At 40.9% G+C, this 18,275-nt stretch carries 19 protein-coding genes and 1 tRNA gene; 19 read left to right on the plus strand and 1 reads right to left on the minus strand.

The genetic code is table 11. From position 1 onward, the window contains the following. Nucleotides 1-53 precede the first annotated feature (53 nt). The 3 genes from GWK48_RS05850 (at nucleotide 54) to GWK48_RS05860 (ending at nucleotide 1,742) form a co-directional block, all read left to right on the plus strand. Complete coding sequence (locus GWK48_RS05850) at nucleotides 54-740, plus strand: MBL fold metallo-hydrolase (protein WP_174630453.1); 687 nt, start codon at nucleotides 54-56, stop codon at nucleotides 738-740. After that, entirely contained in the window at nucleotides 733-1,449 is a 717-nt protein-coding gene (locus tag GWK48_RS05855) for a class II glutamine amidotransferase (RefSeq protein ID WP_174630456.1), read from the plus strand. Before GWK48_RS05850 ends, GWK48_RS05855 begins: the two co-directional genes overlap by 8 nt. A gap of 203 nt (nucleotides 1,450-1,652) precedes the next feature. Beyond that, nucleotides 1,653-1,742 (plus strand) — tRNA-Lys (locus GWK48_RS05860). Between the two features lie 250 nt (nucleotides 1,743-1,992). Here GWK48_RS05860 and GWK48_RS05865 read toward each other — a convergent pair. Next, the gene (locus tag GWK48_RS05865; RefSeq protein ID WP_174630459.1) at nucleotides 1,993-2,913 is read right to left on the minus strand and encodes an NAD-dependent epimerase/dehydratase family protein; all 921 of its coding nucleotides are present in this window, start codon (nucleotides 2,911-2,913) and stop codon (nucleotides 1,993-1,995) included. Nucleotides 2,914-3,345: 432 nt separating this feature from the next. Here GWK48_RS05865 and GWK48_RS05870 point away from each other — a divergent pair, with 432 nt between their 5' ends. The 16 genes from GWK48_RS05870 (at nucleotide 3,346) to GWK48_RS05945 (ending at nucleotide 18,224) form a co-directional block, all read left to right on the plus strand. After that, nucleotides 3,346-3,543, plus strand: a complete 198-nt coding sequence (locus tag GWK48_RS05870; RefSeq protein WP_174630461.1) for a zinc finger domain-containing protein — start codon at nucleotides 3,346-3,348, stop codon at nucleotides 3,541-3,543. A 10-nt stretch (nucleotides 3,544-3,553) separates the two neighbouring features. After that, on the plus strand, nucleotides 3,554-3,829 hold the full coding sequence (locus GWK48_RS05875; protein WP_174630464.1) for an elongation factor 1-beta: 276 nt from the start codon (nucleotides 3,554-3,556) through the stop codon (nucleotides 3,827-3,829). Between the two features lie 57 nt (nucleotides 3,830-3,886). Then, nucleotides 3,887-6,193, plus strand: a complete 2,307-nt coding sequence (locus tag GWK48_RS05880; RefSeq protein WP_174630467.1) for a CDC48 family AAA ATPase — start codon at nucleotides 3,887-3,889, stop codon at nucleotides 6,191-6,193. Nucleotides 6,194-6,525: 332 nt separating this feature from the next. Then, nucleotides 6,526-6,756 carry a hypothetical protein gene (locus GWK48_RS05885; RefSeq protein ID WP_174630470.1) on the plus strand — a complete coding sequence of 77 codons (231 nt, stop codon included), beginning with the start codon at nucleotides 6,526-6,528 and terminating at the stop codon, nucleotides 6,754-6,756. Beyond that, nucleotides 6,753-7,805: a flap endonuclease-1 gene (gene fen / locus GWK48_RS05890; protein WP_174632584.1), complete on the plus strand. Its 1,053-nt coding sequence runs from the start codon at nucleotides 6,753-6,755 to the stop codon at nucleotides 7,803-7,805. The genes GWK48_RS05885 and fen overlap by 4 nt, the downstream gene beginning before the upstream one ends. Nucleotides 7,806-7,941: 136 nt before the next feature. Next, on the plus strand, nucleotides 7,942-8,604 hold the full coding sequence (locus GWK48_RS05895) for a precorrin-2 dehydrogenase/sirohydrochlorin ferrochelatase family protein (protein WP_174630471.1): 663 nt from the start codon (nucleotides 7,942-7,944) through the stop codon (nucleotides 8,602-8,604). Beyond that, nucleotides 8,588-9,841, plus strand: a complete 1,254-nt coding sequence (locus tag GWK48_RS05900) for a glutamyl-tRNA reductase (RefSeq protein WP_174630474.1) — start codon at nucleotides 8,588-8,590, stop codon at nucleotides 9,839-9,841. Before GWK48_RS05895 ends, GWK48_RS05900 begins: the two co-directional genes overlap by 17 nt. Beyond that, nucleotides 9,771-10,781 (plus strand): porphobilinogen synthase, encoded by a 1,011-nt coding sequence (gene hemB / locus GWK48_RS05905; protein WP_174630476.1) that lies wholly within the window; start codon nucleotides 9,771-9,773, stop codon nucleotides 10,779-10,781. Before GWK48_RS05900 ends, hemB begins: the two co-directional genes overlap by 71 nt. Next, nucleotides 10,754-12,031, plus strand: coding sequence for a glutamate-1-semialdehyde 2,1-aminomutase (gene hemL / locus GWK48_RS05910; protein WP_174630479.1), 1,278 nt, complete (start codon nucleotides 10,754-10,756; stop codon nucleotides 12,029-12,031). Before hemB ends, hemL begins: the two co-directional genes overlap by 28 nt. Further along, nucleotides 12,028-12,915, plus strand: coding sequence for a hydroxymethylbilane synthase (gene hemC, locus GWK48_RS05915; protein WP_174630481.1), 888 nt, complete (start codon nucleotides 12,028-12,030; stop codon nucleotides 12,913-12,915). Before hemL ends, hemC begins: the two co-directional genes overlap by 4 nt. Next, on the plus strand, nucleotides 12,890-13,555 hold the full coding sequence (locus tag GWK48_RS05920) for a uroporphyrinogen-III synthase (protein WP_174630484.1): 666 nt from the start codon (nucleotides 12,890-12,892) through the stop codon (nucleotides 13,553-13,555). Before hemC ends, GWK48_RS05920 begins: the two co-directional genes overlap by 26 nt. A 2-nt stretch (nucleotides 13,556-13,557) precedes the next feature. Then, nucleotides 13,558-13,821: a hypothetical protein gene (locus tag GWK48_RS05925; protein ID WP_174630486.1), complete on the plus strand. Its 264-nt coding sequence runs from the start codon at nucleotides 13,558-13,560 to the stop codon at nucleotides 13,819-13,821. Next, the gene (locus tag GWK48_RS05930) at nucleotides 13,822-15,435 is read left to right on the plus strand and encodes an alkaline phosphatase family protein (protein ID WP_174630501.1); all 1,614 of its coding nucleotides are present in this window, start codon (nucleotides 13,822-13,824) and stop codon (nucleotides 15,433-15,435) included. It begins immediately after the preceding gene. Further along, nucleotides 15,407-16,795 carry a bacterioferritin-associated ferredoxin gene (locus GWK48_RS05935; protein ID WP_174630504.1) on the plus strand — a complete coding sequence of 463 codons (1,389 nt, stop codon included), beginning with the start codon at nucleotides 15,407-15,409 and terminating at the stop codon, nucleotides 16,793-16,795. Before GWK48_RS05930 ends, GWK48_RS05935 begins: the two co-directional genes overlap by 29 nt. Before the next feature lie 179 nt (nucleotides 16,796-16,974). Further along, nucleotides 16,975-17,112 (plus strand): hypothetical protein, encoded by a 138-nt coding sequence (locus tag GWK48_RS05940; RefSeq protein ID WP_174630506.1) that lies wholly within the window; start codon nucleotides 16,975-16,977, stop codon nucleotides 17,110-17,112. Between the two features lie 8 nt (nucleotides 17,113-17,120). Then, nucleotides 17,121-18,224, plus strand: a complete 1,104-nt coding sequence (locus GWK48_RS05945; protein WP_174630509.1) for an NAD(P)/FAD-dependent oxidoreductase — start codon at nucleotides 17,121-17,123, stop codon at nucleotides 18,222-18,224. The last annotated feature ends 51 nt before the right edge of the window (nucleotides 18,225-18,275 follow it).

Consider the following 18,275-nt stretch of genomic DNA (forward strand, 5'->3'; position numbering starts at 1 on the left):
GAGACTTGTCCTGGACTTTGTGACCTAGAGGATGTTGAGGAGAGGAATTTTAAATGAAGGTAACCTTTCTCGGTACAGGTTCTGGGAGTACCAAAGGGTCAGCTAGGTTTAAATCTGGTATCTTGATTGAAAGTAAGGGTGCTAAAGTAGTGCTTGACTTTGGTTCCGGAATACATATGAGACTAGAGGATCTGGGCGTAATACCAGACGCCGTATTCGTCACCCACCTGCACATAGATCACTTTTCTGGAATCTTCGACCATTTGGTTAGAAGGAAAATCGATAACATCTCACCCCTTAGAGTTTTTACGTTAAAAGAATTCGGCAGAATCCTAGAAGCTGTTAAGAACAGTAATGATATTGATGCTATTGTGCATGAAAGCAGGTTCCCTAACGCTACCATAGAAGATCTCGAAATTTACTCGATAGAGGCTTGTCATAAAATCCCTGCAGTCTCTTACGTAGTTACCGACGGACGCAAAAGTGTTATTTACACCGGGGATACTGCAGAGCCTTGCGAGCCTATCCTCAATGAAATACCCAGAGCAGACTTGGTGATTCATGAGGCTAGCTGTCTAGATGATTGCAAGGCGTGGGGTCACACTTCCATTAAAGAAGCATTGAGATACGTTGAAAAACCTGTGCTTACCCATATTCCATCACAAATAGAAAAAGGAGTCCAAAACCTTGTTGGAGATAAAGCTATAATTGCTAGAGATGGAATGAGCATAGATGTGTAGGTTTGTAGCTTTCTCGGAAAGTGGGGCTATAAAACCTGAAATTATTAATGCAATGATTAAGAGCGCTTGGAAGGATATTTACTCTAGCTCCGGGCATCACGACGACGGGTGGGGATTCGTTATCTACGCATATAATAACGGATGGAATAGAATTTTTTACAACTCCTCAAAACCTATCTTTCAGGACGATAACGTAGCCATGCTGTATTCTATCAGGGGAGAAAAATTAACAGGAATTATCCATGTGAGAAAGGCCTCTAAGAAATTCCTGTCTGGAGTATCGCACTCCCATCCATATCACATTAGAGCTGGACCTAATGATCTTTTTTACGCTCACAACGGCTCAGTATCCAGAAGAGAATTCTCAAATCCAAACCTGCCCTATACCGACAGTTTCATGATACTTAAGACAATAGTTGAGGGGGTGGAGTCTGGAAAAGGCGTCATTGACTCCCTTAACGAAACCATGATAAAAATAAAGGACTACAGCTCAAGTCTCAATTCTGCACTTCTAGTTTTCAATGAAGCGGAGGGTCCTAGGTTATTTGTATATTATTATTATAATAAAAGTAATATTAGAGAGAAAGAGGATTACTACAAAATGTATAGGCACAAGTCTTATGCGTTCTCCTCTACTGTTAATTATTATCTAGGAAGTATTGGACATGAAATGAAGTACGATAAGATAGAGGAATTGACTGCAACTTAAGTTTGTCTCTGCCTAGGAGAAATTTAGAGCCGTTACAGTTACTGGAATTAATTATATCCATCGAATACTTAAGTTATAAGGCTCAAAATCTTCTAACTAGGTGGAAGCCTTAAACCTACAGCTTTCATAGGGATGAAAGAAGGCATATTGCTAAGATGACTTTAAATATCAACATCTCTTTTACAGATAATTAGCTTTACCATGGGCTCGTAGCTTAGCCAGGTAGAGCGACGGGCTCTTAACCACGGAGAGGCACCCGTAGGTCCCGGGTCCGAATCCCGGCGAGCCCGCCACATACAATTATTCAGATTTATGGCCATGGAGAACTCTCTTTACTACCTCTTTTCAGAATAGGTTGCCATCACTATTCCTGTATATGCAATGTAACCGAATACTATTAAGATAACAAGGAAGTTAATAATATGTAAAATCAGCGATGGAATCCTAAGGTTAAGGTAAGGTACTTTATAATTAAAAAACAGTGCATCAAATGAGATTACAATAATTAAAATAGAGATTACAAACATTAAGGTTCCTATTAATTTAACTCTTAGCATAATTTAACAACCTTAATGCGTCCTCTGTAGCTCTTAGTACAACTTCCTTTGACGACAACTTGGGTTTCCAACCCAACGCCTTTATTTTCGAAATATCCAGCAGCATAAATCTTACATCCCCTTTCCAACCCCTACCATCTCCAGAGTCTAGATACCTATGAACCGGTCTTAGATTCATTTTATCTTCCACTATCTGCGCGATCTCCTCTACAGTTATCCAGTCCTCATTCCCCACATTATAAAAGTTGTATTTGTCTATAGACTTATTTTGTAGTAAGAGAATCGCGTCAATTAAATCTTCCACGTATAGGTAGCTCTTCCTTTGCTTTCCATTTCCTAAAATTTCCAATTCGTTTGGGTTTCTCAGGAGCTTTTTAATAAAATCTATTACCACACCGTGAGATACTCGACCCCCTGTAATATTCGCTAACCTAAGAGATACCGCTTTCAAACCGTAATTATCAGAATAGAACTTTACCATCTGTTCTCCCATAAGTTTAAATAGACCGTAATTGGAAATCGGTCTGGTCTCGACGTCTTCTGAAGTAGGGACAGGTGCCTCACCGTAGACGGTAGAAGAAGAAAAGAAAATGAAAAATTTACAATCTGAGACTCTCGCCATTTCCAAAGCGTTGAGGCTGACCTTGACGTCCCGTTCAAAGTGATCCTCAATATTTTCCATGGACGTTCTCACGTCAGGGTTCGCAGCTAAATGAAAAACTGTGTCACACTCCTCTACCTTGGGGAAGGTAACTCTTAAATCGGTACGGAAAAACCTAGACTTAGGATTGATATAGTTTCCAAAGGACAGGTCGTCTATGGATATGACCTCCTTTCCTAGATCTAGTAATTTGTCGACTAGGTGCCCACCTATGTAACCAGCTCCTCCTGTAACTACTTGTGACATTGACTCACAAAGTGCAAGTTTCCGCTTTAACTTTATGGGAAGACTTTAGGGAAGTTGTAGTATGTCTTCATTAACTATGAAAAATGGCGCTAATAATCCTATGAAGCCCCCAAACCTCTTCTTTTAGTTAGGTTTTATCTTAAAGCCTAGGGATTGGGACTTGGTTTGTAATGGTCCCTATCCTTAACTGTGTTAACTCGCTCATGTTCTTCACTTAAACTTTTATTTCGGGTACTTTTATAAACCTAGTTAAATTTAAATTATATATTATATGAAAATTTTATCTTCTTCCCAAAAGGGTAAGGTTAACTTCATTTCGGTATGCGTTAGAGACCTGAAAGCGTTGAAATAAACTGGACAAATGAACCCACGAACAATAAGAAGTATTAGATTTAATAGACTCCTCTTTGTTGGTAATAAAGAGGAAAAATTATGACATTCAGGCTGAGTCTTAAGGAAGAAGTTGAACCACCAGTATGTTCTAGCTGTGGAAAAATCCTTCACCCTAAGGAGAAGGGGGCTATTTTCAACTGCCCAAACTGTGGGGAGATAACGATAAACAGAGACGTTTATTGTAGACTTCAGGGAGTTCCTTATACATGTCCCAACTGTGGCTTCAGCGGACCATGAGGTGTTAAGTGTGGCTGATGTAATGGTAGTTTTAAAAGTGTTTCCTGAGGGAGACGAAACCGACTTGGAAAAAGTGGCCAATGAACTAACTTCAAAACTACCTCAAGGGTACAAATTGGTAAGGAAGGAGACCGAACCTATTGCCTTTGGTCTAAAGGCTTTAATAGTATACATCTCCATGCCTGAGAGGACTGAAGGTGGGACAGATACTTTAGAGGAGCTTGCCTCCGGGATAGAGGGAGTTAGTCACGCAGAGGTAGTGGGTATAACAAGGCTCGGGTTTTAAATGAAAGTATAAGTTAATCTCTTTTATCCTGATTGACATATAAGTACTTGGATAAGATTGAGTGCTGGTTCTAGTTCAGAACAAAGGCCACCAAGGCGTGAGTTAACGCTGAAGGTGATGGAAGCGAGGCAGAAAGACGTCGGGAGGGGAAAGGTCAGAATAGACGTAGAAATGCTAGCCCAAATTGATGTGAGCCCAGGAGACGTAGTGGAAATAGAGGGAACTAGGAAGACTGCAGCCATAGCCTGGCCACTTTCTCCTGATGATGCAACCGGAGAGAGGGACATAATAAGAATGGATGGAATAACGAGAAAAAACGCTGGTGTATCCATTGGGGATAAGGTTGTTGTTAGAAAAGCGTCAGTCAAGCAGGCTGCCTCAATAAAGTTGGCTCCTTCGAATTTCTCTATAACTGTTGATCCAGGATTCGTAGCTTACGTAAAGAAGAAATTAAAGGAGTTCCCTTTGGTTGAAGGGGATACTGTCCTCATTCCAGTGTTGGGACAGGCAATTCCATTTACTGTAATTCAGGTCAGACCTGCGTCCATTGTCATGGTAGTTGATGAAACTAGTATCTCTATATCCGATAAGCCAATCGAGCAGACCAGATATCCAAGAGTCACATATGAGGACATAGGAGGAATGAAGAACGTAATTCAGAAGATCAGAGAGCTCGTGGAACTTCCGCTGAGACATCCGGAGCTGTTCAAAAGGTTGGGGATAGAGCCTCCTAAAGGAATAATGCTCTATGGACCTCCAGGTGTAGGGAAAACCCTTCTGGCTAAGGCTGTAGCCAATGAAACCGAGTCATATTTCACCTCAATTAACGGACCTGAAATTATGAGCAAGTTTTACGGAGAGAGCGAACAGAGACTTAGGGAAATATTTGAGGATGCTAAGAAACACGCCCCTGCAATAATCTTCATCGACGAAGTTGATGCCATAGCTCCCAAAAGGGATGAGGTCATAGGGGAAGTTGAAAGGAGAGTAGTAGCCCAGCTTCTCACATTAATGGATGGGTTAGAGAGTAGGGGAAACGTCATCGTCATAGCAGCTACCAATAGACCTAACGCTGTAGACCCGGCCCTGAGAAGGCCTGGGAGGTTTGACAGGGAAATAGAGATACCGCTTCCTGACAAGCAAGGCAGGCTAGAAATATTACAAATCCATACAAGAAATATGCCACTAGCTAAGGATGTCGAGTTAGAGAAGTTATCGGATATAAGTCACGGTTATACTGGAGCAGACCTTTCAGCCCTAGTAAGGGAGGCTGCAATGAACGCCCTGAGGAGGTATTTACCAATGATAGATGTGAGTCAAGATAAGATCCCACCAGAAATTTTAGAGAAGATGGAGGTTAAGATGGAGGACTTCATGAACGCCTTCAAGGAAATTGTACCAAGCGGGATGAGGGAGATATACATTGAGGTGCCTGAGGTAAAGTGGGATGATATAGGAGGCTTACTTGACATCAAGGAGGAGCTGAGGGAGGTAGCAGAGTATCCTCTAAAATTCCCAGACTATTACGAAACTGCAGGAGTAGAACCACCTAAGGGGATCTTACTTTTCGGTCCTCCAGGTACTGGTAAAACAATGTTAGCTAAGGCAGTAGCTACAGAGAGCGGGGCCAACTTCATTGCTGTAAGAGGACCGGAAGTACTATCCAAATGGGTAGGAGAGAGCGAAAGAGCGATAAGGGAGATATTCAGAAAAGCGAGAATGTATGCTCCATCTGTTATTTTCTTTGACGAAATTGACGCCATAGCTCCCATGAGAGGGATATCGTCGGATTCCGGAGTTACGGAGAGGCTAGTGAATCAGCTTTTGGCAGAAATGGATGGGATAGAAAACCTAGATAACGTTGTGATAGTAGCTGCCACTAACAGACCCGATATTTTAGATCCTGCGTTATTGAGGCCAGGTAGATTCGAGAAGCTAATGTACGTCCCACCACCTGATAAAAACGCAAGATATGATATCTTGAAGGTTCATACGAAGAAGGTTGCATTGTCTGATGAGGTTAACCTCGAAGAGTTAGCTGAGCGGACTGAGGGTTATACTGGGGCAGACCTAGCAGCCTTGGTTAGAGAGGCTGCCATGAGAGCAATAAGAGAAGGGATGAGAGACTGCGTGAACAAGGTGAGCAGCCAGTGCGCACCAAACGATAAGGACTGCAGGGATGCGAAAATGAGAGATTGTATGAAAGGGGCTTCAATTAGAGTGGAGAATAAACACTTCGATGAAGCATTAAAGAAAGTTAAACCATCGTTAACCCAAGAGATGACACAATTCTATCAGACCTGGATAGAGAAGGCAAGACAGCAGCTACCTAGGCAGACAGCTAAGCCCAGCACGTTTACTTAGGCCAATTTTAAACTTCCTTTTTGGCGTCCTCTCCCGAAATCAACATTTTTAAATTGGTAAACATTTACTGTTGAGGTAGTCGAATTGAAACTTTTCTCTATCGTTAATGAGGGATTGGTGGAATTTCGGATTCGAGATCGATGCGCTATCCTTAGTGTTAGCCTAAACAGGAAGTTACACCCATGGATTTCACTTAAATCGATCGCAGGCGGTATTGGCTCAATGCTTTCACAAACTATTAGGGAGAGCAAAAAGCGGAGCCGACTACCTTACATCCCCAAGTATTATGACTGGATTCGTCCTCAAGAAATAAGAGTGATTAGGTGAGGCTCATGTGGAGAGACACTCCGTTAATTTACGTTGTTTTGGAGAAGCTTAGGAAAACTAACGGAACTATAAAAGACGAGGATCTTTATAAGGAAGTGAAGAAGAGCGTGAACTATGAGGTTTCGTATAGTGATTTTCTAAAGGCCCTAATGTCCCTGGAGATTAGAGGGATAATTAGCGTATCATTAATAAGGGAAAACACACGAATGATTACATACATAGGTGAAAAGGAATAGGGGTAGATCTAACAGACCTAGTACTAGACGTAAAAAGAGAGCTCAATTTTGCGGAAATTAAAGGAAAGAAGGTAAGTATTGATGCTTATAACGCTATTTATCAGTTCCTCGCTGCCATAAGACAGCCAGATGGTACCCCACTCATGAACAGAGAAGGTAAAGTAACTAGTCATCTCAATGGAATTTTCTATAGGACGGTTAATCTTATAGAAGAAGGGGTCATTCCAGTATATGTTTTTGATGGAAAACCTCCCGAAATGAAGGCGGAGGAACTAGAGAAGAGGAGGAGATTTAAGGAAGAAGCTGAAAAGAAGTTAGAAAAAGCTAAACAAATTGGAAGAATTGAAGAGATGAGAAAATACTCTCAAATGTCGTCAAGGCTAACTGGGGAAATGGCGCATCAAAGTAAAGAGCTTCTAGAGTTGATGGGAGTTCCTACAGTTCAGGCACCATCAGAAGGAGAGGCAGAGGCAGCATATTTAAACTACAGTGGTTACACCTTTGCAGCTGCTAGTCAAGATTACGACTCTATCCTCTTTGGAGCTACAAGATTAATTCGTAACTTAACCATTACCGGTAAAAGGAAACTACCTAACAAGGACATTTACGTGGAGATAAAGCCTGAAGTTATAGAGGCTGATACCCTGTTTAAAAAACTAGGAATTACAAGGGAGGAACTTATTGATGTAGCTATACTCATAGGAACGGATTATAACCCTGAAGGCATTAAGGGTATAGGTCCAAAAACCGCTTACAAGCTAATAAAAACCTACAAGAGTATCGAAAATATCAACAAAAAGGACTTGGATCCCTCGCAAATATATTTCGACTATAAAAAAATAAGGGATCTATTTTTAAAACCACAAGTATCGTCCCCTTCCTCCAGCCTAGAGCTTGGAAGTCCTGATGCAGAAAAGGTGATAGGGATGTTAGTGAAAGAGTTTGATTTTAACGAAGAAAGGGTGAAAAACACTCTCAACAGATTGGAGAAAGCCATCAAAGAGCTTAAGGGGATTGGAAGACAGACTGGTTTGGATCAGTGGTTTTAGAAGTTCTTCAATGGAGGTTCTCCATACATCACAAGATTTAATACTAGTAGGTACTTTCGAGGTTAAACGGAAAATAATAATCTGTTATAAACCAATAGTAATGAACATTTAAAATCTATAGAGTAAAGACTTCTGTGTGACGCTTACCTCCAACCGTTATTTTCCGATTTTTGTTGACATATCTGAAATGAAAGTTCTAGTTGTAGGAGGAGGGAAAGTGGGCAGTAAGAGGGCTTTGAAATTCAGGGAATTTAACTCTCAAGTTACGGTCATTTCGTTGGAGTTTACGGACGAGCTCATGATGAAGGAGGATATAGAGAAGATAAAAGGGGAAGCAAATAGTCTAAATGATGAATTTATTTCAAAATTTGACATAATAGTGACAGCGACCAATAACAGGGAGGTTAACTCTAGACTATGCGAGAGAGCGAAGCAACTCAGGAAATTGTGCAATAACCCTACAAATCCTTCCCAGTCCTCCTTTATTGTACCAATCTTTTATGAAAGCGAAGACCTAGGTATCGCCGTAACTACCTTGGGTAAGTCAAGTATAATGTCGAAGGTTATCCTAGACAGAGTCTTGGAGTTGATCAACAGAGACCCAAAGATATTGTTTGAGGTGAAGGTAATGGGTGAAGTGAAAAATCTCCTTAAGGCAAAAGTGAACGATCCTTCATTAAGGTACGTGTTATATCAAAAAATATTCGTAGATAAACAGTTTGAAACGTATGTGAATGATGGAAATGTCAATAGCGCAATGAAGAGAGCGGAGGAGATAATTAATGAGTCTAGCTCGTAGTTTAATTAACTCTTATTCTGCAATCGTTTACACCTATAAAACGATAGGTACCGAGAAGCTGGCCTCTCATTATTTAGGTTGGGAAGAAGTTAAGGAACTAGCTAAGTATTATCGTGGAGAGATGGCATTATTGCAGACTTGTAATAGAATAGAAATTTACTTGTTTTCGAAAAATAGCGCCAGTTCACAAGAGATTCTTCGCTATCTAAATCAGGTACACGGCAAGGAAATTTCCTCAGACGCTATTACCCTAGTAGGAGAGGACGCAATAAAACACCTTTTTGAAGTGGCATCTGGAATTGATTCGTTATCTGTGGGGGAATATGAAATCCTAAGTCAGATAAAGAACTCTTTGAAGGATTCTATTAGGTTAGGAATAGGGTCAAAGCACATGAGAGCCCTAATGGAAAGAGCTCTTAAAGTTGGCAGAAGGGTAAGACTTGAGACCTCTATTTCTAAGGGAAAGGTGGGCGTCCACTCCCTTGCAGTGGAGTTTACGAAAACGATAGTTAAGGATCTTTCAAGTAGAAAAATTGCCATAGTCGGTGCTGGAGAGATTGCAAGTAAACTCGCTTTGATACTTCACAATGAAGGTGCTAGAAATGTCACTATTTTCAACAGGACGTTTGAGAGAGGAAGAGACTTAGCCGTTAAATATGGTTTCAGCTATTTCCCTTTGGATTTTAATAGATTGCATAACTATGATGTAATATTTTCAGCTATATTTTATCCGGAGAAGATTAAAAATATATCCAATTCAGTTATAGTCGATCTAGGGTCGCCACCAGTATTTGAGGGAGCTAACGTCTACACTCTCAAGGACTTGGAGGTGCTCTCCAAGGCAAGACTTGAGGAGCGTCAAAGGGAAATCCAAAAGGCAAAGGAAATAATCAAGGAAGGTATAAAGGACTTCGAGAAGGACTGTCTTAATTTAATATATGATGAATTTGTAGCTGAATTCATGAATAAAATTGAAGAAATAAGGAGAGAAGAGGTGGAGAGAGCAGTTAAAATGTTGGGAGGAGATAGTAAAACTAGGGAGATTTTAGATGCCATGTCTAGATCTATGAACAAGAAGACCTTCTCGCCACTATTTGAAAACCTAAAGAGGGCCACAGAGAGAGGCGAGATAAACTACATTAACTTGGTCACTTCATTATTCACTCATGAAGGGATATCCCAGAGTAAGACCAAGGAGATTAAGACTGAACAAGAATATAAGGGACACGACAGCTGAAACCGATCTTACTCCTAACAATCTCATCTTACCCGTTTTTGTGAAGGAAAACATAACCACACCCGAGAAAATACCTTCCATGCCAGAGATTTTAAGATATCCGGTAAACGATTTACTTGTAAAATTTATTGAGGAAAATTATGAGAAAGGAATTAGAAGTGTTATATTATTCGGAATACCTGCCTTTAAGGACAATTTCGCAACCTCTGCATTTAGTAAGGACGGAGTAATTCAGAAAGCCCTCCGTCTCCTAAGGGATACTTTTGGGGAGAAGATTCTTCTAATTGCCGACGAGTGTACCGATGAGTATACCTCCCACGGACATTGTGGTATAGTTAACTATAGGGGAGATAAATACTACATAGATAACGATGAGAGTTTAAAGGTTCACGCTAAGATAGCGTTATCTCAGGCAGAGGCAGGAGCAGATGTGATCGCTCCTTCTAGCATGATGGATGGAGTTGTAGGTGCCATAAGGGAGGAGCTAGATAAGAACGGGTATTCGGACACTCTAATCATGTCCTATAGTGTGAAGTATGCATCTGTGTTTTACTCACCCTTCAGAGAAGCCGCTAACTCTGCTCCAGCCTTCGGAGATAGAAGAAGTTATCAAATGGATCCTAGGAACTCTTTCGAAGCATTGAAGGAAGTCTCACTAGACGTTGAGGAAGGTGCAGACATACTTATGGTTAAACCTGCTCATACATACCTGGATGTAATAAGACTCGTCAAACAGAATTTTCCCCAGTATCCTTTAGCCGCTTATCACGTTAGCGGGGAGTACTCCATGATAAAGGCTGCGGTACAAAGCGGATGGCTGGATGAAAGGAGAACCGTGCTCGAGATAACATTCTCTATCAGGAGAGCAGGAGCAAACATGATTTTAACTTATTACGCTCCAAAAATAGCCGAATGGATCTCCGAAGGTGTTCCATTTTGAGTTACGAGTTGTGGAATGAGGCCAAAAATCTATTTGCAGGTGGGGTAAACAGTCCAGTAAGAGCAGCAGTAAAGCCTTATCCATTCTATACCAGAAGGGCAAAAGGAGCCTATATAGAGACCGAGGACTCAAAACAGTTGATAGATTACGTATTGGGCTACGGTCCGCTGATTTTAGGGCATTCCCATCCTAAAGTTTTGAACGCGGTTAAAAATCAACTGGAGAAGGGATGGCTTTACGGAACCCCGAGCGTTGCTGAGATCAAATTAGCTGAGAAAATAACTAAACATGTCCCTTCAGCCGAGATGGTGAGGTTTGTAAACAGCGGAACAGAAGCCACCATGACAGCAATAAGACTTAGTCGTGGTTTTACAGGCAGAAAGAAAATAATCAAATTTGACGGGAACTATCACGGAGCTCACGATTACGTTCTGATGGATGCCGGTAGTGCAGCGTCAGAGTTTGGGGTACCATTTTCCTTGGGAATTCCAGAAGAAGTGGCATCTACTGTAATCGTCTGTCCCTACAACGATATATCATGTGTGGAAAGGACAATAAGGAAGGAGGATGTAGCTGGGGTTATTGTTGAACCAGTTATGGGGAACATGGGCGTGATCCCTCCAAACTCTAATTTCCTGAAAGATCTTAGGTCCCTTACAAGAGAGTTTAATTCTTTACTCATATTTGACGAAGTAATTACTGGATTCAGGTTAGGCCTAGGAGGGGCTCAGTCCTACTTTGGTGTTAAGCCTGATATAACAACATTAGGCAAAATTATCGGTGGCGGTTTTCCCATTGGGGCTATTTGCGGTTCAAGAGATGTAATTAGTTATCTCACTCCGTCAGGGAAAGTGTTTAACGCCGGAACGTTTAACGCAAATCCAGTCTCAATGATTGCAGGGTTAGCTACCATAGAGGAACTAGAGAAAGGTAATGCGTACAGGATATCGGAAAAAGCCGCGAAGATCTTGGCTGAGGAAATAGACTCTTTAATTAAGATTGAGCACGTTGTCAACAGAGTGTTTAATTTCTTTCAGTTTTTCCTGGGAGTTAAAAAGGTAGAAAATGCGGGTGACGCCAGGAAATCCTTAAGGGAGGTTTACGTCAAAGTTCACGAAGCCCTTCTTCGTGAAGGAGTTTTCGTACCTCCCAGCCAATTCGAGGCGCTTTTTACCTCAATAGCCCACGATGATGATGTTATAAATCGAACTATAGAGGCCTTTAGAAGGGTATTAGGGGAAGTGCATTGAAAATAAGAATAGCAGCCAGGGGAAGCAGATTAAGTTTAGAACAGGTCAAAGTTGTTGAGAACTTCCTTTCAGAGAACGGATATGAGACTGAATTTCTTGAAATAAAAACTAAAGCTGATCTATTTAATAATAGACCTTTAACTGAAATTGGAAAAGGTGTATTCGAGAAGGAGGTTAACGAAGCCATTCTGCAAGGGAAAGCGGATATAGCAGTGCACAGTATGAAAGATCTCTCATCTGAATTACCCGCTGGTCTAGAAATCATAGCTACGCCAAAGAGGGAGGAACCTATAGACGTGTTGATAGCCAATACGGATCTCATGGATCTACCGTCAGGTTCGAAGATAGGGACTAGCAGTGTGAGAAGAGCGTATTTCCTGAAGGCTATTAGACCTGACGTGGTCGTGAGTGATATTCGGGGAAACGTAGATACTAGACTAAAGAAATACCTTGAAGGTACGTATACCGGACTAATTCTTGCAGAGGCTGGGTTGAGAAGGCTTGGTATAAATATTGAAAGGTATCCCCTTAACGTTAGGGACTTCACCCCAGAACCTAACCAAGGAATTATTGCAGTAGTTTCCTCGTCGAAAAACACCAACGTAAAGGAGGCGTTAAAAGGTCTAAATCACGAGGATACTATGGCCGAGGCGATAGCAGAGAGGATAACTGTCTCACTGATAGGAGGAGGATGTCACACTCCGTTGGGGGTTCTATTTCGTAAGATTGATAACAAGCTTGAGGGTATAGCCAGCTACAGTAATGGTATTAGAAAAGTCACAGTAGATATTTCTACCTCAGATGACCCAAAGGAGGCTGGAAGGAAATTAGGGGAGAGCTTGCTAAGGGGCATGAAAAATGAGGGTATTGTACTTAAGACCTGAAGGATCTGAGGAGCCCTCGTTAAAAGGGATCGAAATAATTAATGTCCCCCTGTTTAATGTGACATGTATCCCCTACGATAGTTCTCTCCTAAAGGGAGAGGGGATAGCGTTCACCAGCGTTAATGCAGTTAGATGCTTCAAGGACATAGGAATCCTTAAGTTTAAGAGGATATTCTCAATCGGTCCTTCTACCGCCAAGGAATTAGAGAGGATAGGCATATCCTCCGAAGTGCCAGAGCGTTACACTTCAAGAGATCTGGCCACATTGATTCTACAAAGTAAAGTTAGGTCTCTGACTTCCGTAAGAAGCTTAAGGGCATCCCAAGAAATGAAACATATACTGTCCTCTATAAGTTATACTGAGATATATGACTACGACTTGACAGAAAATCATGAAAACATGGAGTATGCGAAGGATCTGCTTGAGGACTGCTCAGTGGATATTGTAGTTCTTACGAGCTCGTTGATAGCCACTACCGTAGCTAAATTCATAAAGGATTGTCATAAAGTAATTACCATAGGGCCAATGACATCTGCCTCACTGAAGCTTATCAGACCGGACTTGAGATTCATTGAAAGTCCAGTATCCACCATTGAAGGAACTTTAAATCTTATACAAGAATTGAAAGGAGGTGAATAAAGGTGGAGGACCTAAGGGATCTCTTGGTTAAGGTGTTGAAGAAAATAGATCCTACTATAATTGAGGAGACTTTAGATATCAAATTCACGCAAAATTTTAAGGATAGATATGATGTTTTTGGTCAATTTAAAAATAGTAAAGGAATATACGAATTTGCCGTAAGTTTTGATCATAAGGGAAATATAAAGAGGGAGCACGTAAACATGATAGTCCCAAATAAGGTAAAGGACGAACTGGAGAAAAAGGTTCATGGAAAAGGTGATTAATTGAAAATTTTGTTGATCGTGATCGACGGTCTTTCTTTCCACTTGATGGAGAGGTTCAGGTATAACTTACCTACCTTTCAAGAGATGGAAGAAGAAGGGGTCTATGGATCGTTAGAAAGTTCGTATCCATCTATAACTCCAGTAGCTCTAGCTTCTCTATTTACCGGTTTCAATCCGAAAACTCATGGGGTGGTAGCACCTAGAATCTTTATAAAAGGGAGAAAGATCCAGTCCAGCCTCTCTGCGTTCTCCAGTAACTCTCTCTTAGTAGATCCCATATGGTCCGTTCTAGGTAAGAAAGGGTTTAAAGTAGTTGTCACTTCAGCTCCTCAAGCTTTACCAGATAGATGGGAACTAGATAACGTAGTTCTGTTCGATCCGTATAAGGCCAAGGTGAAGAAATGTTCTGAGAGCTTTGTATTAAAGCCAGGGGAAAATGAGGTTTTGGGAGGAAATTGGGTCGTAAAGAAGACTGATGGAGGGCATATAGTTACAATCGAGGGAAAGGAAATAGAGTTGAAAGGTCAGGATTGGATAGGCCCTCTGGAAATAAAAGGAAAATGTGGAGAAGAGGAACTACTAGGTACCGTGTTTCTTCACAACAAGGAAGAAGGAGTTTATGTTACTCAGCCGGCCTTTCTCAATTATAAGTGGGGAAACAGAAGAGAACTGGTCTCTAAAGTCTGGGAAAACGTCGTTAAAAAGGTGGGTATGATTCTAGATGGAGACTATAGAGCTCTGAACAAGGGTCTAATCTCGTTCGAGGAGTACCTTAAAACTGTGGATCTCGCGTTTAATTTCTTTGTAGAGTACTCACTTTACGTTCTAAAACTGGAGGAATGGGACTTTGGAATTACATATCTACCCATAGTGGACAATCTTCAGCATCTCCTTTACGGTATAGATGATGGTAGGGCCTTCGAAAGCATTTTCAACGGGTACAAGATCGCTGACAGATTCGTTATGTTGCATAGGAGTTTGGCGGACAATATATTTGTGTGTTCAGACCATGGTATAACAAAAATAAAGAAGAGAGTATATATTAATAAAATACTTGAGAGGTTGAATGTATTAAAAATTGAAAATGGGAAAATCAATTGGGGAAAGACTAAGGCGTTTTATGGTGGTGGAGGAATCATAAGGGTGAATCTAAGGGAAAGGGAAGAGGCAGGTGTTGTTAATTCAAAGGAATATCAGAGGCTGGTTAGGTATATAGTAAAAAATCTTGAGGAGGTTAAGGATGAAAGTGGAGAGACAATTTTCACCGGAATTTATATGAGGGACTCACCAGCAGTCGATCGTCAAGGAGACATTGAGCTTAGTACCAGAGACTTTTTTTCACTGAGTAGTAATACGGAACATGATAACGAAATAGAAAGCGTAAAACCCTACGTTACTACCACAGGAGATCATGGTTATTACAGAAAGGAAGACTTGTACGGGATAATAATAGCGAGTGGGAATGAAATCGCGAAGGGGAAAAAGATCAAAGCAAAGATAGTTGATGTTGCACCGACCATATTAAAAATTATGGGTATTCAAAATTCTAAAACCGAGGGTAGAGTTCTAGTTGAGGCGTTAAGAAATGGAAGTCAGGAGCAAAAGACATCTTAGAGTAAGAGCTCCCTTTGACTGTGAGAAAGGTCTTCCGTACACTGAAGTTGTGACTTCTCAGGGTCGTTTGGAGAACTGTGCGCCTATTGAGACTATTGGCAGGAACGTTTTCCCTTACTTTAGCAACATGAATTTACATACATTGAAAATAATAAGAAGATTCCCTAAAATCCTCGAAATCGTAGCTAGGAGACTAAACGTACCTGGCAGCTATAGTAATAACGAGGAGTATTCTGTAGAGAAAATACAAGTGGATTCTTTAATTGTAGGGTCTGGAATAGCGGGTCTAGTGTCCCTAGATAATACGAAAAATGGTTTCATGATAACTAATAGTGTCTATACCGATTTTTTTGATGACCCCCTGAATCTTGGTTCTCCTATCCTAGAAAAATTAAAGGACATTATAAAGTCCAATAATGAAAGGATTCTTGTTGGCGATTTCCTAGGGAAATTCAATGAGGGTTACCTAATTAGGCACTCGAATAAGTTGATACTGGTTACCCCTAAGAAACTAATTTTTGCCGTAGGGGCTAGGTACCTTCCACCAATTTTTGAAGGAAATGATTATCCCAATGTTATATCTAGGAGGCTTTACCTAAAGAGAAAATCATCATATGAAAAGGTAATCGTATTAGGCTCTACTGATGACGCAATTAAAACAGGATTGGTAGCAAAGTCAAAGGTACTAACGCCAAAGAGTACCAAACTGTTTTCTAGGTCTTTCGTTGAGAGAGCAGAGAGTACTGGAATCGAGATAGAGGAGGTGGAGCATATAAAGGTAAGGAGAACCGGTAAAAAGTTGGAAGTGTTATGGGATAAGGGAAGCACAATTGTTGACGCCGTGGTCTTCGCACCAGTGAAGCAACCAAGGTTAGAAAGCATAGCAAACTCAGAATGCGGCTATAAGTACTATCCTAACCTTGGAGTATATCTCCCTGATCATGAGATGGATGGTTATATGAGGAGTTGCGGTCATTTTGTAGTTGGTGGTGCGAGGGGGATATGGGACGAGGAATTATCTTTTCTAAGTGGGGAGACTCCTTTCAACCCTGATGCCTCTTCGGAAATTAACGCTAAGATAAAGGATACCCCACTTCGTAACTTTTATACAAGGGACTTTGTGGCTATAAGTAGTCCATATCTTTATTCCAATGCTGGGTACGCCTGTTTTTGTGAGGACGTTCTATGGAAAGATGTTTTGATGTCTCAGAGTATGGGGTATAAAGATGTAGAGATGGTTAAGAGAGTGGCAGGGATTGGACTTGGCGAGTGTCAAGGTAAGGTCTGCACATACGTTGTGGGGAGCATTTTGAATAGCGAAAAACTGATAACGTTTAGATCACCCCTGCTACCTTTATAATACCTAGACCCTATACTTGCTTAGCCATATCTAGGAATAATTTGGACTTTCCATCAAGTCGATGTTAGAAAAATGGTTTAGTTATCGTGGATTAAGTTATGAATTAACTCGTAGTGAAACATAAAAACAGTATAAGAGATCGTACATGATCTTTTATTCTTAAAAACTTCTTGTGAATTATGACCTTTGTGATAAAAGTTAATACTGCAGGAGATTCAGTGTTTGTGTTTAAATGGGGAGTGGGACGTCTAGTTCCAAGCCTTCCAGAGCAGAGAGTAGGAAATGCGTCATTGACTTGTGACATAGAAAGTAGGTGATCTGCCTCATGAGAATAGCCATCCTTGGAGGAGGAGGTCATGGGGTTAGTGTCGCTTATCACCTTGCGAAGAAGGGAGTGAAGGATATATCGATTATTGAGATGAAGAGAATAAATTATGGTTCTAGCGGAAGAAATGCGGGCAGATATAGATATCACTTTCACTCCAAGGAAAATGTAGATTTTGCTAAACATGCTATACCTTATCTCCTGGAGCTATGCAAGAAACTACCCCTTAATCCGGTATGTTACAGAACTGGATATCTTTGGATATTGAAAAACGACGAGACGTTTAACTTCATAAGGAGGATGGACACGCTATGGGAATCGTTTGGAGTTGGCGGGAAATTCTTGGATTGTTCTGAGATGGACTATCTCAAAAGCCAAGATCAATGTTACCTAGCTCCCCAAGACGGGTCCTTTCATCACGACTATCTGACGTTTGGACTTTATGAAGAAATTAAAGAGAAAGTAAAAATAATTAATGGAGAGGCTAGAGAAATATTAACATCGGGAGGAAAAGTGGTCGGAGTAAGAGTAAATGAGGTAACGTTTCCGGCGGATCAAGTGGTGGTCACCCTAGGAGCATGGGCAGGGGACTTTCTGGGAAAAAATGGGTTTAAAGTACCGATAGAGCCTGAAAAGAAAGAAATATTTATTACAGAAGATCTAAAATTTAGAGTTAAACCACTCGTCATTTCAGACCAGATATACTTTTCCCACACGTTGAAGGGAGAAATTATTGGTGGGATTGAAGATTCCAGCCCTAGAATGTTTACAAACTTTGATGTATCGTTGGAGAGGACTCTTATCTTCCTAAAGGAACTAAGGAAGTTAGTCAAGGGTGCAGAAGGCATAAGAATATTGAGGGGTTGGAGCGGCTACTACGAAATGACACCTGACCATTCCCACATTATGGGTTACTCCCAGATGTGGCCGGAAGGTCTTTACATCGATGCAGGGTATAGTGGACATGGAATGATGTTCGCTCCTTTCTCTGGAAAGATTATGGCTGATCTGATTGCCGATGGCTACAAAAATAAGTTCTTAGACGTTTTCAATCCTGATAGATTTGAGAGAAACAAACTAGTGGATGAAAGGATGGTAATTTAAACTTCACGTTTTATGTAATTTAACGTTGTTACACCATTCAGCGGATTATGA

It is taken from the genome of Metallosphaera tengchongensis (assembly GCF_013343295.1).
Taxonomy (GTDB): Archaea; Thermoproteota; Thermoprotei_A; order Sulfolobales; family Sulfolobaceae; genus Metallosphaera; species Metallosphaera tengchongensis.